Here is a 13723-nt window from a genome sequence, read left to right as displayed (position 1 = left end):
CTCCGACGGTCACGGCCGTGCCGCGGTCACGGTCTCCGCCGGCACCGAGGGGGCCGCGGTGGTCACCGCCGGGGCCACCGGCCGGGCGGCGGCACGACCCCGGGAGAGCAGTTCGAGTACGCCCACCAGCAGCACCCCGAGCAGCAGACCCGCACCGCCCACCGGCAGGGCGGTGCGCACCAGCTCCGTCATCCGGCTCACCTCGTGCGCCTCGCCGATGCTGGTCACCTGCGCGGGGTCGGCGGCCTGGGCCTGCGCCCGTGCCGCCTGCAACCCCTCCCGCGCCTGGGACAGGGCGTTGGTCGCCGCGTCCCGCTGGGCGAGCAGGGCCTGGTAGTCGGGGAGCTTCGGCCCCAGCTCGTCGAGCTTCTTCTGGGCGGCGGTGATCGCGGCGGTCGCCGCGTCGACACCCCGGCCGTTGCCGACCGCCTGCATGGAGAGCTGCTGCTGGCGAAGGCTGGTCAGCTCGCCCAGCGTGGCCTGGTAGATCCGGTCCGGCTGGGAGACCTTGTTCGCCTTCTCCCACTCACCGATCGCCTTGGTCGCCGCTGTGACGTCGGCGTTGGCCGCCTCGACCTCACCGGTGGCGATGCCGACCTGGGAGGAGAAGAGGAAGGCCAACGCCCGGGTGGTGGTCGCGGTCAGCACCGGCGCGACAGTCGCCCGGTCGCCGGCGGTGTACGTCACCTCCAGTTGGCTGCTCGCGCCGACCTGGGTGATGGCGAGCCCGTCACGCAACCGCTCCGGCGGCACCCCGGTGTCAGTGGCCACGTCGGCGAGGACGCGGGGCGAGGTGACCGCCGCGCCGAACGCCGCGACGAACTGGTTCGCCGCCTGCGTACCGGTGTACTGCGTCCCGGCCGCGCCGCCCACCAGGGCCGGCGCCGCCACGTACGCGGTCCCGCTGAACTGCTGCGGCGCGAACAGGACGATGGCGGCCGCGGCGCCGGTGGCGAGCACCGGCACCCCCACGAGTACCCAGAGGCGCCGCCGGGCGACCCGCAGGTAGTCGACGATCTCCACTTTTTCCCCAATGCTGTCGTTCAGTCAAACCGGGACGGACGTGCCTCGTGGCTGCTCGCCGGTCAGGTTCGGAGCCGGTTGGCGGGCGATCACGCTGGCCGCCGCGGCGAACGCGACGAAGTACCAGAGGGTGACCACGTTGGAAATGACGTTGGAGGCGGCGCTGACCGCCACGAACGCGGCGGCGCAGCCGGTGAACCCAACGGCGACGCCGCGCTCGAAGCTGCCCGGAGGCGCGCGCCGCAGCGCGGTCCGGGCGGTGTGCAGGAAGGCGAACAGCATCAGCAGGTACGCCCCGAGACCGAGCAGTCCGGTCTCCACGTACGCCCGCAGGAAGTCGTTGTGCGGCTTCTTCGCCTCGTCGGTCTCACGCTGGGTCATGTTCGGCCCGATGCCGGTCACCGGGTTCCGCTCGGCAAGCGTGACGATCTCGGTCCAGTAGCCGATCCGCCAGGCCAGGGTGTTTCCGGTCGGGTCTCCGCCGACAGCGCGGGACGTACCGAGTTGGGCGAAGCGTTCGCCGACGGCGGGCACCAGTGCCACCCCGGCGACCGCCACCAGGCAGAGGGTGACCAGCATCCGCCTGCTGCGGTGCAGCGCCGCGACCACCACCAGGCCGATCGCCGCGCCGAGCAGGGCGCTGCGGGTGTTGGTGAGCAGCAGGAACAGCAGCGAGAGCGCGAGCAGCACCCCGAGGGACACCCGCAGTCGACGATCCAGGAAGCGGTACACCGCGAACCCGAAGATCACCATGAACATCAGGTAGCGGCCGAACGTGGTCGACTGGCTGAACGTGCCGCTGATCCGGGTGAAGTCGCCCTTCACCTCGGCCGGCGGGTTGCCGAGCAGCGACAGCACCACGGTGTAGCCCAGCGCCAGCACCAGCGAGGCGTAGCAGGCGAGCAGGACCCGACGGATCGCCGCGGTGTCCGGCATGAGCTGTTCCAGCACCACGAACATCACCACCACGGTGAGGATCCGCAGCGCCTCCAACAGGCTGTTCGCCGGCCGGCTGGCACCGAGGGCGCTGACCACGCTGCTGGCCCCGACGAGCAGCATGGCCCAGCTCAGCGGGGAGCCGCGCAGCCGCCCGTGCCGGCTGAGCTGTGCGGCCAGCCAGAGCCCGGCGGCGAGGAGGAACAGCACGGCGAGCAGGGTGGAGGGGTCCACCGCCCGGGCCGTTCCGGCGGAGTCGGCCTGGCCGGCGCTCGGGCCGGTCAGCTTGAACAGGTCGACGCACGAGCGCACCGCGAGCATCAGCAGCACGTACCCGGCGAACCGGGTCAGCGCGAGGACGGCCACCGCGATCCCCGCGGCAGCCGCGAGTGGTAGCACCAGGCCCCTGCGGTCACCGGCCGCCATGGAGACACCCGCGACCACCGCCACCACCGCGGCGGCCAGCGCCGCGCCGCCGGTGAGCAGGCGGGTCGGGTCGAGCCGCCTGGTCATGAGCGGAGTGACCTGCTGCGTGTGTTGTTCCACTGATCCCACTGAACTGAATCGGCGCTGCCCGGCCGCTGCCGGGCGCGGCCAACCGATGTTCTCCCGGCACAAGATCGGTTCAATCTAGTCCTGTCACCTCGACGGCAGAAGTGGCCGTTGCGCCGACTGCTCCGTCCCCCGCGGGGCTGATCCGACTCCCCCGGCCAACGCCGTCCGGTCAGTCGGCGGCCCGCGCGGGTCGTGCCCGGGCCCGGCGGCCCGGCTCCGGAGCCAGCCGGAGATAGAGCTGCTCCAACTCGCGGGCGGCGGTGTCCCAGCTGTACCTGCTGGTGATCCGTTCGCCCAGTGCCACCGCACCGGCCCGTTCGGCCGGCAGGTCGGCGAGCAGCGACGTCAACACCCGGACCAGGTCGTCCTCGTCGCCGTCGCGGAACAACCGCCCGCCGGCGGCGTCGGACTTGAGCACCTCGACGTGCGGCGCGATGTCGCTGGCGACCACCGGCAGCCCGTACGCGGCCGCCTCCAGCAACGTCAACGGCAGGCCCTCCAACCGGGACGGTTGGACGAAGCCTGCGGCACCGGCGTACAGCTCGGCGAGCAGGTCACCGTAGGCGAACCCGGTGAAGACGATCCGGTCGTCCGCCCCGGCTTCCCGGCGCAGCCGGTCCACGAAGTCGTCGGTGAACGACGACCCGCCGACGATCGCCAGGCGCATCGGGGTCTCGGTCCGGCGGAAGGCCCGGATCAGCAGGTCGGCCGCCTTCTCCGGCACCAGCCGACCGACCAGCAGCAGGTAGCCACCGGGGGTCAGCCCGAACCGGTCCTGGAGCTGACGGGTCCGCACCGGTCGGGCCGGGTTCACGCCGTTCGGGATGTAGGTCGTCGGGCGGCCGAACCGGGCGCCGTAGTGGGCGGCGAGCCCCTGGGAGACCGCCACCCGCTGGTGCGGGACGTACCCGCTGAACCAGTGGGCGCTGCCCAGCACCGCCCGCGCGGCGAGCCCCCACTTGCCCCGCTGGTTGTCCAGCCCGTGCACGGTCAGCACCACGCGCGCCCGGGACAGGGCACGCGGGAGTGGGGCGACCAGGGCCGGCCCGAGCCCGTGGTAGTGCACGATGTCTGGCCGCGCGGCCATCGCCGCCATGGTCGAGGTCGCCGCGTGCACGATGGCGTCGAGGTGCTTGCTCGCGATGGTGTGGGTCTGGCGCAGCCGTACGCCCCGGTAGCCGTCGGCGGGTGTCTCCCCGTAGCTCCGTCGGCAGTAGACGGTGACCTCGTGGCCGTAGCTGGCGAGGCGGCTGGCCATCTCCTCCACGTGCCGTTCGATGCCGCCGTAGGTCGCCGGTATCCCCTTCTGGCCGATCATCGCGATCCGCAGCGGTCGCCAGGCGGTGCCGGTGTCGGCGGGGCCCGCTCCGGGCGCCCGGGTGGGGACCCCCCGCTGCCGGGGTATCGCACGGCTTCCGGCGTGCTGGTCCACGTCCTCGGCCTGCAGGTTGGGATGGCCCACGTTGACTCCCGCGTGACTAGGTCCGCGCCCGCCGCCCGGGCAGATCAACACCTTGCCATGAACGGGCCCGTTCGCCAGCTGATCAAGTGGATAAAAAATTCATCTATGGGATTCGCTAGACAGGAAATGTCATCCAGGTGACATCGAGGTGGACCGTGATGGCGCCGGGCGAGACCTCAGCGGCTGCCCGGCTCACCCTGCGTCAGCACCTTGCTCCGGCCCTTCCGCACGGTCAGCGCGACGGAGATCGCTGCGAGGACACCGATGCCGGTCCACAGCAGCGGGTCGGTCCGCAGTTCCGTGGGCAGTTGCTGGACGAGGACGAGGACGCCCATCACCACGACGAACCAGCCGAACGACTTGCGCAGGACGTCGGCGGGGATCCGACCGGCGAGCCGCCCGCCGGCAACGCTGCCGACGACGGCGGCGACGGTGACCGCTGCCGCGAGGTTCCAGTCAATGCTTACGCTGGACAGGTAGCCGGCGAGGCCGGCGAACGACTTCATCGCGATGACCACCAGCGAGGTTCCGACCGCGACCGGCATCGGCAGGCCACCGAGCAGGGCCAGGGCGGGCACCACCAGGAAGCCGCCGCCGGCACCGACCAGGCCGGTCACCAGTCCGACCACCAGACCGTCGAGGATCACCCGCAGCATCGGCAGTTCGTGCGGCACTGCCCTGCCCTTGGTGTCGCGCCGACCGCGAATCATCGTGACCGCGGTGGCCAGCATCATCACGGCGAATCCGCTGAGCAGAAACGCCGCCGGGATGAACCCGGCCAGGCGTCCGCCGATGTAGGCACCGATCATGCCGGCGAAACCGAAGATCAGGCCGGTACGCCAGCGCACCCGGTTGGCCCGAGCATGCGGCAGGACGCCCACCACGCTGGTGGCGCCGACAACGAGCAGCGAGGTCGCGATGGCCTCTTTCGTGGGCAGGTCGGCGACGTAGACCAGCAGCGGCACGGCGAGGATCGATCCGCCGCCGCCGAGTAGCCCGAGGCTGACGCCGATCAGCACGGCCAGCCCGACGGTCAGCGCCAGGGTCGGTGTCATGCGCGTTCACCGATGCTGCCACGCAACTGGCCGACGATGGTGTCCAGGTCACAGTTGGCGCCCCGGTTGTACGGCAGTCTGCCGAGCACCATGCCCATGGCGCAGGTGTTGGTGACAGCGGCGAAGGTGAGGCCGGCACCGATGAATCCGGCCACCCACTTCAGCTGCGGCACGAACACCGAGCCGAGGACGCTGACCAGCACGATCGAGCCGGCGACGAGGCGGACCTGGCGTTCGAGGTCCCACCGGGGGGCACCTTGCCTGATCGGCGCGTTGGCCGCCTGCCAGGCCATGATGCCGCCGTCGAGGACCTTCAGGTTCGGCAGACCGACCCCGGCCAGGGTCTGCTCGGCCTGAGTGGCGCGGGCACCGGATCGACAGACCAGCACGACGTCCTCGTCCAGGTGGCGGCGCAGCTCTTCGCGATGCTCCTTGAGCAGGTCGAGCGGCACGTTGTAGGAGCCGGGGATGTGCGACGTCTCGAACTCCGCCGGGGTACGCACGTCCAGCAGGCGCGGCGCGTGGCCGGAGTCGATCAGTTCCCGCAGCCCGGTGGCATCGATGGTGGCGGGGCGGGCGGTCTCGGAAGGGCTCATTTCTCCTCTTTCACGGGCAGGTCGCAACACACATGGCAGGGGGTATCCGACCGACACCTGCACGGCGCCGGCCGGTGGTCGGTCCTGTTCGGATCAGGCGTCGGTGGCCATCGCCACGCCGTCGCGCTCGGCCCGGCCGAACGTGTCGTCGATGACGACCACCTCGCGGCCGGCGTTCGCCAGCAGCGACGCCGCCGCGGTGGCCCGGTAGCCGGAGCCGCAGTGCACCCAGACGGCGCCGACCGGCACCTCGCCCAGCCGCATGGGCAGTTCAGGCAGCGGGATGTGCAGGGCACCGTCGATGTGGCTGCTCCGCCACTCGTTGGTCATGCGCACGTCGAGGACCACGTCCGCGGCGGGAAGGCCGGCAGGGACGTGCCCCGCGCGGGCTGCCGCGAGGGCCTTGAAGTCAGTCATCCGCAGTTCTCGCAGCTGGCCGGGCTCGGCTGCCCACCGCTCCACCTCACCGGTCAGCTGCGCGGCCGGACGGTCGATGCCGATCCGGACCAGCTCACGCTGGGCGTCGGCGACCTGTCCCGGGGTCTCGGCGAGCAGGGTGATCGGCACCCCCCAGTCGATCAGCCAACCGAGCCAGGTGGACATCGGGCCGTCCAGGCCGAGGCTGACCGTGCCGGCCAGGTGCAAGGCGGCATATGCCTTACGGTGCCTCAGGTCCACCACCCACTGCCCGTCAGCCATCCGCTCGCGCAGTTCGGCCGCATCGGCGCGGCTCACCGGGGTGAGGTCGACCGGGGCCGGTCCGGCGAAGTTCTCCACGCCCATGTGGGCGTAGTACGCCGGGTAGGCGTCCAGACCGGCGAGGGTCTCCGTGACGAAGTCGTCCGCGGCAAGCCGCAGGACCTGATTCTTCGCCTTCTCCCGGCCGATCGTCGACTCCGGGGCGTCCGATTGACTGGCTGAGCAGAAGCTGCCGAACCCGTGCGTCGGCCACACCTCGGCCCCGTCGGGCAGCAGATCCGCCAGCCGCCTCGCCGAGGCGTGCTGGTGGTGGGCCAACTCGTGAGCGTACTGCTTGCCCAGCAGGTCGGTGCGGCCCGTCGTGCCGAAGAGCAGTGATCCGCCGGTGAAGACACCGACCGGCCGCCAATCGCCGTCGCTGGCCTCATCCAGCACGTACGACAGGTGGTGGAAGGTGTGACCGGGCGTACCGATCACCCGCAGTCGTAGCGAGTCGGAGACAGTCACCTGGTCGCCGTCGGAGATCGGCGTCCGCTCGAATCGGACCTCGTCGGCAGCGGCCACCAGATAGTGGGCGCCGGTGATCCGGGCAAGGTCCAGCCCTCCGGAGACGTAGTCGTTGTGGACGTGCGTTTCCAGGACGTGGGTGATGCGGACGCCCAATGCCCCCGCGAGGTACATCACGCGGTCGATGTCGCGCTGGGGGTCGACCACGATCGCCACCCGCCCGTCGGAGGCGAGGTAGCTGCGATCGCCGAGGGATGACGTCTCAACGACGGAAACCTCAACTGGCATGTCCACTCCTTCAAGTTTGACAAACTTCTCATACCCGGGGGGGTATGCAAATGGCACAATGGTGCGGTCTTTCCACTTACGTTGCCACCAACACCCACCCACGCCGCGGCTACGGCGTGGGTGGCCTGGCGCCGCCTCAGGCGAGGGCCAGGAAGAGCTTCTCCAGCTCCTCCTCGGTCATCTCCGGCTCCTCGCCACGTTCGCGCGCGGCCCCACAGTGCCGCATCCCCGAAGCAATGATCTTGAAACCCGCTCGGTCGATCGCCTTGGACACCGCGGCGAGTTGGGTCAGCGCCTCACGGCAGTCCTGACCGCTCTCCATCATCTCGATAACCGCGTTGAGCTGACCGCGGGCCCGCTTGAGCCTGGTCAGCGCATCCGACGTCATCTCCGGTCGAAGCTTCATCGACACCTCCTGCGTTCGACTATACCCCCGGGGGTATCAAGTCACCAGCGATGCCCCGATCGGCCAGCGTGCAACTGGCCACAGCCGTGCAAGGCCGACGAGCCCCGGCCAATCCCTGAAGGATCGGCCGGGGCTCGTCGGTGGTACCTGTCAGGCGAGATCGAACCGGTCGAGCTCCATGACCTTGGTCCAGGCGGCCACGAAGTCGGCCACGAACTTGTCGCGGGCGTCCTGGCTGGCGTAGACCTCGGCGAGGGCACGCAGCTGCGAGTTGGACCCGAAGATGAGGTCGACCGCGGTGGCGGTCCACTTCACCTCGTCGGTGGCCAGGTCGCGGATCTCGTACACGTGCTCGTCGGACTTCGACGCGCTCCACCGGGTGCCCGGGGAGAGCAGGTTGGCGAAGAAGTCGTTGGTGAGCACGCCCGGCCGGTCGGTGAGCACGCCGTGCTGGCTGCCGCCGACGTTGGCGCCGAGGGAGCGCAGACCGCCGATGAGGACGGTCATCTCGGGCGCGGTCAGGTTGAGCATGTAGGCACGGTCGACGAGCAGCACCTCCGGCTGGGTCTTCTCGCCGGCGCGAAGGTAGTTGCGGAAACCGTCGGCGCGCGGCTCGAGGACCCGGAAGGAGTCGGTGTCGGTCTGCTCCTGGGTCGCGTCGGTGCGGCCCGGCCGGAACGGCACTGTCACCTCGACGCCGGCGTCCCGCGCCGCCTTCTCGACGGCGGCCGAACCGGCCAGCACGATCAGGTCGGCCAGCGAGATGCTCGCCCCGCCGGCGGCGTTGAACTCCTGCTGGATGCCTTCAAGGGCGCTCAGCACGGCCGCCAGCTGCTCGGGCTGGTTGACCTCCCAGCTGCGCTGCGGCTCGAGACGGATGCGCGCCCCGTTGGCGCCACCGCGCTTGTCGGTGTGCCGGAAGCTCGCGGCGGAGGCCCAGGCGGTGGAGACCAGCTGGTCGATCGTGAGACCGGACTCCAGGACCTTCGCCTTGAGCGCGGTGATGTCGGCGTCGCCCACCAGCTCGTGGTCGACGGCCGGCACCGGGTCCTGCCAGAGCTGCGGCTCGGCCACCCACGGCCCGAGGAAGCGCTCGATCGGGCCCATGTCGCGGTGCAGCAGCTTGTACCACGCCTTGGCGAAGGCCAGCGCGAACTGGTCGGGGTTCTCCAGGAAACGGCGGGAGATCTTCTCGTACGCCGGGTCGACGCGCAGCGACAGGTCGGTCGTGAGCATCGTCGGCCGGTGCTTCTTCGCCGGGTCGAAGGGATCCGGGATGATCGCCTCGGCGTCCTTGGCGACCCACTGCTTCGCGCCGCCGGGGCTGGTGGTGAGTTCCCACTCGTAGCCGAAGAGGATCTCGAAGAAGCGGTTGCTCCACTGCGTCGGCACGTCGGTCCACGTCACCTCGAGACCACTGGTGATCGTGTCGGCGCCCTTGCCGCTGCCGTGGGTGCTCAGCCAACCCAGGCCCTGCGCCTCCAGCGGAGCGCCCTCGGGCTCCGGGCCCACGTGGTTGTCGGCGACGCCGGCACCGTGGGTCTTACCGAAGGTGTGACCACCGGCGATGAGGGCGACGGTCTCCTCGTCGTTCATCGCCATCCGGCCGAAGGTCTCGCGGATGAAGTGCGCCGCCGCGGCCGGGTCCGCGTTACCGCGCGGGCCCTCCGGGTTGACGTAGATCAGCCCCATCTCGGTCGAGCCGACGCCGGCCGCCATCTCCTTCTCGGAGGCGTACCGCTCGTCGCCCAGCCAGGTGTCCTCCGGGCCCCAGAAGATCTCCTCGGGCTCCCAGACGTCCTCGCGACCGAAGCCGAAGCCGAAGGTCTTGAAGCCCATCGACTCCAGGGCGACATTGCCGGCGAGCACGAGCAGGTCGGCCCAGGAGATCTGCTGGCCGTACTTCTGCTTGACCGGCCAGAGCAGCCGGCGGGCCTTGTCCAGGTTGGCGTTGTCCGGCCAGCTGTTGAGCGGCGCGAACCGCTGCCCACCGTCGCCGGCGCCGCCGCGGCCGTCCTCGATGCGGTACGTGCCGGCGGCGTGCCAGCTCATCCGGATCATCAGGCCGCCGTAGTGGCCGAAGTCGGCCGGCCACCAGTCCTGCGAGGTGGTGAGCACCTCGACGATGTCGCGCTTGAGGGCCTCGACGTCGAGCTTCGCGAACTCCTTGGCGTAGCTGAAGTCCTCGCCCAGCGGGTTGCCCTTGGACGAGTGGGCGTGCAGCACCGACAGGTCGAGCTGGTTGGGCCACCAGTCCCGGTTGGTGCGCGGACGACCGCCGGTCTTCGGGGTCGGCGAGTCGATCGCCGGGTTCTCACTCTCGCTGCCGTGCGCGGTCACCGAGTCGTGCGCGACCGGGCAGCCGGCCGCTGCCTTCTGGTCCACGCCCTGCGCACTGACGGGGCCGTTGTCCTGGGTGTCGCTCATGTACTTCCTTCCGAGCTTGCGGATCTCTGGGGCGTGCGGTCGGTCGCGCAGTCGGGGCAGGTGCCCCAGTAGACGACCTCCGCCTCGTCGACCGTGAAACCGTGGTCGCCGGAGGCGGTGAGACAGGGGGCGTGACCGACGGCGCAGTCGACGTCGGCGATGGCGCCGCAGGAGCGGCACACGACATGGTGGTGGTTGTCAGCGATCCGGGACTCGTAGCGGGCGGTCGCCCCGGCCGGCTGGATGCGCCGCACCAGGCCGGCGTCGGTGAGCACGCGCAGCACGTCGTACACCGCCTGGTGCGAGACAGTGGGTTGATTCGCGCGGACCAGCGCGATCACCGCGTCGGTGCCGACGTGCGGGTGGTCGCGCAGCGCCGCGAGCACCGCCAACCGGGGCCGGGTCACGCGCAACGAGACGGCCCGCAGCTGCGCCTCGAAGTCGGACATCACGGGTACGAACATTAGCTCACTATTTTGGAACGAATCAAGTTTTGCGCCCCCCGAGGTACCCCAACGGCGGACGATTCACCCGAGGTTAACCTGCGGGAGGAAAAAAATCGGACAGCGATGTCGAGAAGTGCCGACCGGCTTCGTCCCCGCAGTGAACGTGACCACGATGGGTCGCAGCCAGCACCAAGGAGCATCACGATGGCCAAGTACCTGCTGCTCAAGCACTACCGGGGCACCCCGGCCACGGTGAACGACGTGCCGATGGACCAGTGGACGCCGGCGGAGATCTCGGCCCACATGCAGTACATGCGCGACTTCGCGGCCCGACTCGAGGGCACCGGCGAGTTCGTTGACGCCCAGGCACTCGCCCCGGAGGGGACGTTCGTCCGGTACGACGGCGAGGGCCGCCCGCCGGTCACCGACGGCCCGTTCGCCGAGACCAAGGATCTCATCGCCGGCTGGATGGTGATCGACGTCGACAGCCACGACCGGGCCGTCGAGCTGGCCGGGGAGCTGTCGGCCGCTCCCGGGGCGGGCGGGAAGCCGATCCACGAGTGGCTGGAGCTGCGCCCGTTCCTGAGCGAGCCCCCCACCATCACTGAGTGACGGTTCTGATGGACGAGACGCTGCTGCGCAGCCTCACGCCGAGCGTCCTCGGGATCCTCGTCCGCCGCGGAATCGACTTCGCGGCGGCCGAGGACGCCGTGCAGGACGCCCTGGTCGAGGCGGTCCGGGTCTGGCCGGCCGACCCACCGCGCGACCCGTTGGGCTGGCTGACCACTGTGGCGTGGCGACGGTTCCTCGACGCGGCCCGAGCCGACACCGCTCGCCGTCGGCGTGAGGATCTCGTCGACGAGGAACCGGCGCCAGGGCCCGCTCCCACGGTGGACGACACACTCCAGCTCTACTTCCTGTGCGCCCACCCGTCGCTGACGCCGTCGTCCGCTGTCGCGCTCACGCTGCGCGCCGTCGGTGGGCTGACCACCCGGCAGATCGCGAACGCCTACCTGGTGCCCGAGGCGACCATGGCGCAGCGCATCAGCCGGGCCAAGCGCACCGTCTCCGGGCTGCGATTCGACCGACCCGGCGACGTCGCCACCGTGCTGCGCGTCCTCTACCTGGTGTTCAACGAGGGCTACTCCGGCGACGTGGACCTCGCCGCCGAGGCCATCCGGCTCACCCGGCAGCTCGCGGCCGCGATCGACCACCCCGAGGTGGCGGGGCTGCTCGCCCTCATGCTGTTGCACCACGCCCGGCGCGCCGCCCGGACCGCGCCCGACGGCAGCCTGGTGCCGCTCGCCGAGCAGGACCGCAGCCGCTGGGACACCCGGTCGATCGCCGAGGGCGTCGAGATTCTGCAGGCCGCCCTGGCCCGCGACCAGCTCGGTGAGTTCCAGGCCCAGGCCGCCATCGCGGCGCTGCACGCGGACGCGCCGGCCGCCGCCGAGACCGACTGGGTGCAGATCGTGGAGTGGTACGACGAACTGGCGCGCCTGACCGGGAGCCCGGTCGTCCGACTCAACCGCGCGGTGGCGGTCGGTGAGGCCGACGGCCCCCGGGCCGGCCTGAAGGCGCTCGCGGCGGTGGACGACGCGCTTCCCCGGTACACGGCGGTGGCGGCGTACCTGCACGAGCGCGACGGCGACCTGGCAACGGCGGCGCGGCTGTACGCCGAGGCTGCCCAGCAGGCCCCCAACCTCGCCGAACGCGACCACCTGACCCGCCAGGCCGCCCGACTCAACGCCCTGCTGCGTCGCTGACCCCTCGGGCAACGGGGGCGTCTACCCGCGCCGCTGGCCATGGCCGGGGCACCTGGTCCGGAAATACTCCGGAACTTTCGGCAACCCCCACCCCGACCGGTGTGCAGGTGTTGCGACGCCGCGGTGACCGCCCCGGACTCTGATCGACTACTGACCTGGACGGATGCCGCTCCGGTGACGACAGCGGTGTTGCCACCCTGTTTCCGAAAATTGTTGACAAGTAGACGGCTGGGTTAATACGGTCGCCATCGACGGCACTCGATTGTCGTCAGCACCAGCCACCACTACCCCCTTCTCCGATCGTCGTGCAGGACGACCGGCCCCACCACCACCGAGCGGTACGACGCCGTGGCCCTTACCCGACCACCGGCAGCCTGTCGAGGCGTACCGCGCCGCTGGCCCCCGCCAGCCGTCAGAGGAGGCAACAGTTCCATGACCGACACCAGCCACACCAAACCGAGAGGCCGCGGCCGCATGCGGCTGCTCCTGGGCGCCGCATGCGCCGCCGTCGTGGCCGTCGCCGGCACGATGACGGCCACCAACGCGTACGCCGAGGCCGACCGCACCCTCACGTCGAACCTCACCGGCACGCACAACGGGTACTACTTCTCGTTCTGGAAGGACAGCGGCAACGCCAGCATGACGCTGCGCGCCGACGGCCGATACACCAGCAGTTGGGACAGGAGCACCAACAACTGGGTCGGCGGCAAGGGTTGGGCCACCGGCAACCGACGGACGGTCACCTACTCGGGCAGCTACAACCCGGGCAACAACAACACCTACCTCGCCCTGTACGGATGGACGCGCAACCCGCTCATCGAGTACTACGTGGTGGAGAACTTCGGCACCTACAACCCGAGCAGCGGCGCGCAGCGGATGGGCACGGTCACCACCGACGGCGGCACCTACGACATCCTCCGCAGCCAGCGGGTCAACGCCCCGTCGATCGACGGCAACCAGACGTTCTACCAGTTCTGGAGCGTCCGCCAGCAGAAGCGCTCGAGTGGCACCATCACCACCGCCAACCACTTCGACGCTTGGGCCCGGGCCGGCCTGAACCTCGGCACCAACCACAGCTACCAGGTCATGGCCACCGAGGGTTACCAGAGCAGCGGAAGCTCCGACATCACCGTCCGGGAGGGCAGCGGCGGCGGTAACCCGACCACCCCGCCCCCCACCGGCAACCCGGGGACCGGAAACTGCAACGCGACGATCTCCGCCGGCCAGCAGTGGGGTGACCGTTTCAACCTCAATGTCGCGGTCAGCGGCACCAACAACTGGGTCGTCAGCCTCGGCCTCGGTGGCGGCCAGAGCATTCAGAACAGCTGGAACGCCGCCGTCAACGGCAACAGCGGCACCGTCACCGCGACGCCGAACGGCAACGGCAACAACTTCGGCGTAACGATCATGGCCAACGGCAACTGGAACTGGCCGACGATATCCTGTCGCACCAGTTGACCCCGATAGGTTCCTGACACATCGCACCTCTGGCGTGGCGGCCTCGGTCGCCACGCCAGACTGCGTCGCAGGCAACCCCCGTCCGCCTCGGCGTCCATG

The 13723-nt window shown here is 70.4% G+C and carries 12 protein-coding genes; 3 read left to right on the top strand and 9 right to left on the bottom strand.

All coding sequences use genetic code 11. From position 1 onward, the window contains the following. Positions 1 to 9 precede the first annotated feature (9 nt). The 9 genes from PSH03_RS13895 to PSH03_RS13855 all read right to left on the bottom strand — a co-directional run bounded on the left by PSH03_RS13895 (position 10) and on the right by PSH03_RS13855 (position 10406). Positions 10 to 1023, bottom strand: coding sequence for a Wzz/FepE/Etk N-terminal domain-containing protein (locus PSH03_RS13895; protein WP_238689364.1), 1014 nt, complete (start codon positions 1021 to 1023; stop codon positions 10 to 12). Between the two features lie 24 nt (positions 1024 to 1047). Next, positions 1048 to 2505: an O-antigen ligase family protein gene (locus PSH03_RS32855; RefSeq protein ID WP_238689363.1), complete on the bottom strand. Its 1458-nt coding sequence runs from the start codon at positions 2503 to 2505 to the stop codon at positions 1048 to 1050. Positions 2506 to 2683: 178 nt separating this feature from the next. Next, a complete protein-coding gene (locus tag PSH03_RS13885; RefSeq protein ID WP_238689362.1) occupies positions 2684 to 3976 on the bottom strand; it encodes a glycosyltransferase family 4 protein in 1293 nt (430 codons plus the stop codon). Positions 3977 to 4152: 176 nt separating this feature from the next. Beyond that, positions 4153 to 5031, bottom strand: coding sequence for a sulfite exporter TauE/SafE family protein (locus tag PSH03_RS13880; protein WP_238689361.1), 879 nt, complete (start codon positions 5029 to 5031; stop codon positions 4153 to 4155). Further along, positions 5028 to 5627, bottom strand: a complete 600-nt coding sequence (locus tag PSH03_RS13875; RefSeq protein WP_210781175.1) for a rhodanese-like domain-containing protein — start codon at positions 5625 to 5627, stop codon at positions 5028 to 5030. Before PSH03_RS13875 ends, PSH03_RS13880 begins: the two co-directional genes overlap by 4 nt. Before the next feature lie 93 nt (positions 5628 to 5720). After that, a complete protein-coding gene (locus PSH03_RS13870) occupies positions 5721 to 7121 on the bottom strand; it encodes an MBL fold metallo-hydrolase (RefSeq protein WP_238689360.1) in 1401 nt (466 codons plus the stop codon). A 136-nt stretch (positions 7122 to 7257) separates the two neighbouring features. Further along, a complete protein-coding gene (locus PSH03_RS13865; protein ID WP_091406954.1) occupies positions 7258 to 7527 on the bottom strand; it encodes a metal-sensitive transcriptional regulator in 270 nt (89 codons plus the stop codon). Positions 7528 to 7677: 150 nt separating this feature from the next. Next, the gene (gene katG, locus PSH03_RS13860; RefSeq protein WP_210781178.1) at positions 7678 to 9954 is read right to left on the bottom strand and encodes a catalase/peroxidase HPI; all 2277 of its coding nucleotides are present in this window, start codon (positions 9952 to 9954) and stop codon (positions 7678 to 7680) included. Continuing rightward, positions 9951 to 10406 carry a Fur family transcriptional regulator gene (locus PSH03_RS13855; RefSeq protein WP_308194379.1) on the bottom strand — a complete coding sequence of 152 codons (456 nt, stop codon included), beginning with the start codon at positions 10404 to 10406 and terminating at the stop codon, positions 9951 to 9953. The genes katG and PSH03_RS13855 overlap by 4 nt, the downstream gene beginning before the upstream one ends. Positions 10407 to 10604: 198 nt before the next feature. On the opposite strand from PSH03_RS13855, the gene PSH03_RS13850 reads away from it, so the two are divergent. The 3 genes from PSH03_RS13850 (at position 10605) to PSH03_RS13840 (ending at position 13624) form a co-directional block, all read left to right on the top strand. Next, positions 10605 to 11012 carry a YciI family protein gene (locus PSH03_RS13850; RefSeq protein ID WP_210781180.1) on the top strand — a complete coding sequence of 136 codons (408 nt, stop codon included), beginning with the start codon at positions 10605 to 10607 and terminating at the stop codon, positions 11010 to 11012. 8 nt (positions 11013 to 11020) lie between these two features. Further along, entirely contained in the window at positions 11021 to 12166 is a 1146-nt protein-coding gene (locus tag PSH03_RS13845; protein WP_238689411.1) for an RNA polymerase sigma factor, read from the top strand. 432 nt (positions 12167 to 12598) lie between these two features. Further along, positions 12599 to 13624 (top strand): glycoside hydrolase family 11 protein, encoded by a 1026-nt coding sequence (locus PSH03_RS13840; RefSeq protein WP_210781182.1) that lies wholly within the window; start codon positions 12599 to 12601, stop codon positions 13622 to 13624. The last annotated feature ends 99 nt before the right edge of the window (positions 13625 to 13723 follow it).

This window comes from Micromonospora salmantinae, from assembly GCF_022230905.1.
In the GTDB taxonomy this organism is placed as follows: Bacteria; Actinomycetota; Actinomycetes; order Mycobacteriales; family Micromonosporaceae; genus Micromonospora; species Micromonospora salmantinae.
Note: the sequence above shows the minus strand (reverse complement) of the source record. Positions and strands in the feature narration are given on the sequence as shown.

Coding starts and splice junctions, on each gene's coding strand:
- PSH03_RS13880 (WP_238689361.1), bottom strand. CDS start 5,031: ATGACACCGACCCTGGCGCTGACCGTCGGGCTGGCCGTGCTGATCGGC.
- PSH03_RS13875 (WP_210781175.1), bottom strand. CDS start 5,627: ATGAGCCCTTCCGAGACCGCCCGCCCCGCCACCATCGATGCCACCGGG.
- PSH03_RS13870 (WP_238689360.1), bottom strand. CDS start 7,121: ATGCCAGTTGAGGTTTCCGTCGTTGAGACGTCATCCCTCGGCGATCGC.
- PSH03_RS13865 (WP_091406954.1), bottom strand. CDS start 7,527: ATGAAGCTTCGACCGGAGATGACGTCGGATGCGCTGACCAGGCTCAAG.
- katG (WP_210781178.1), bottom strand. CDS start 9,954: ATGAGCGACACCCAGGACAACGGCCCCGTCAGTGCGCAGGGCGTGGAC.
- PSH03_RS13850 (WP_210781180.1), top strand. CDS start 10,605: ATGGCCAAGTACCTGCTGCTCAAGCACTACCGGGGCACCCCGGCCACG.
- PSH03_RS13845 (WP_238689411.1), top strand. CDS start 11,021: ATGGACGAGACGCTGCTGCGCAGCCTCACGCCGAGCGTCCTCGGGATC.
- PSH03_RS13840 (WP_210781182.1), top strand. CDS start 12,599: ATGACCGACACCAGCCACACCAAACCGAGAGGCCGCGGCCGCATGCGG.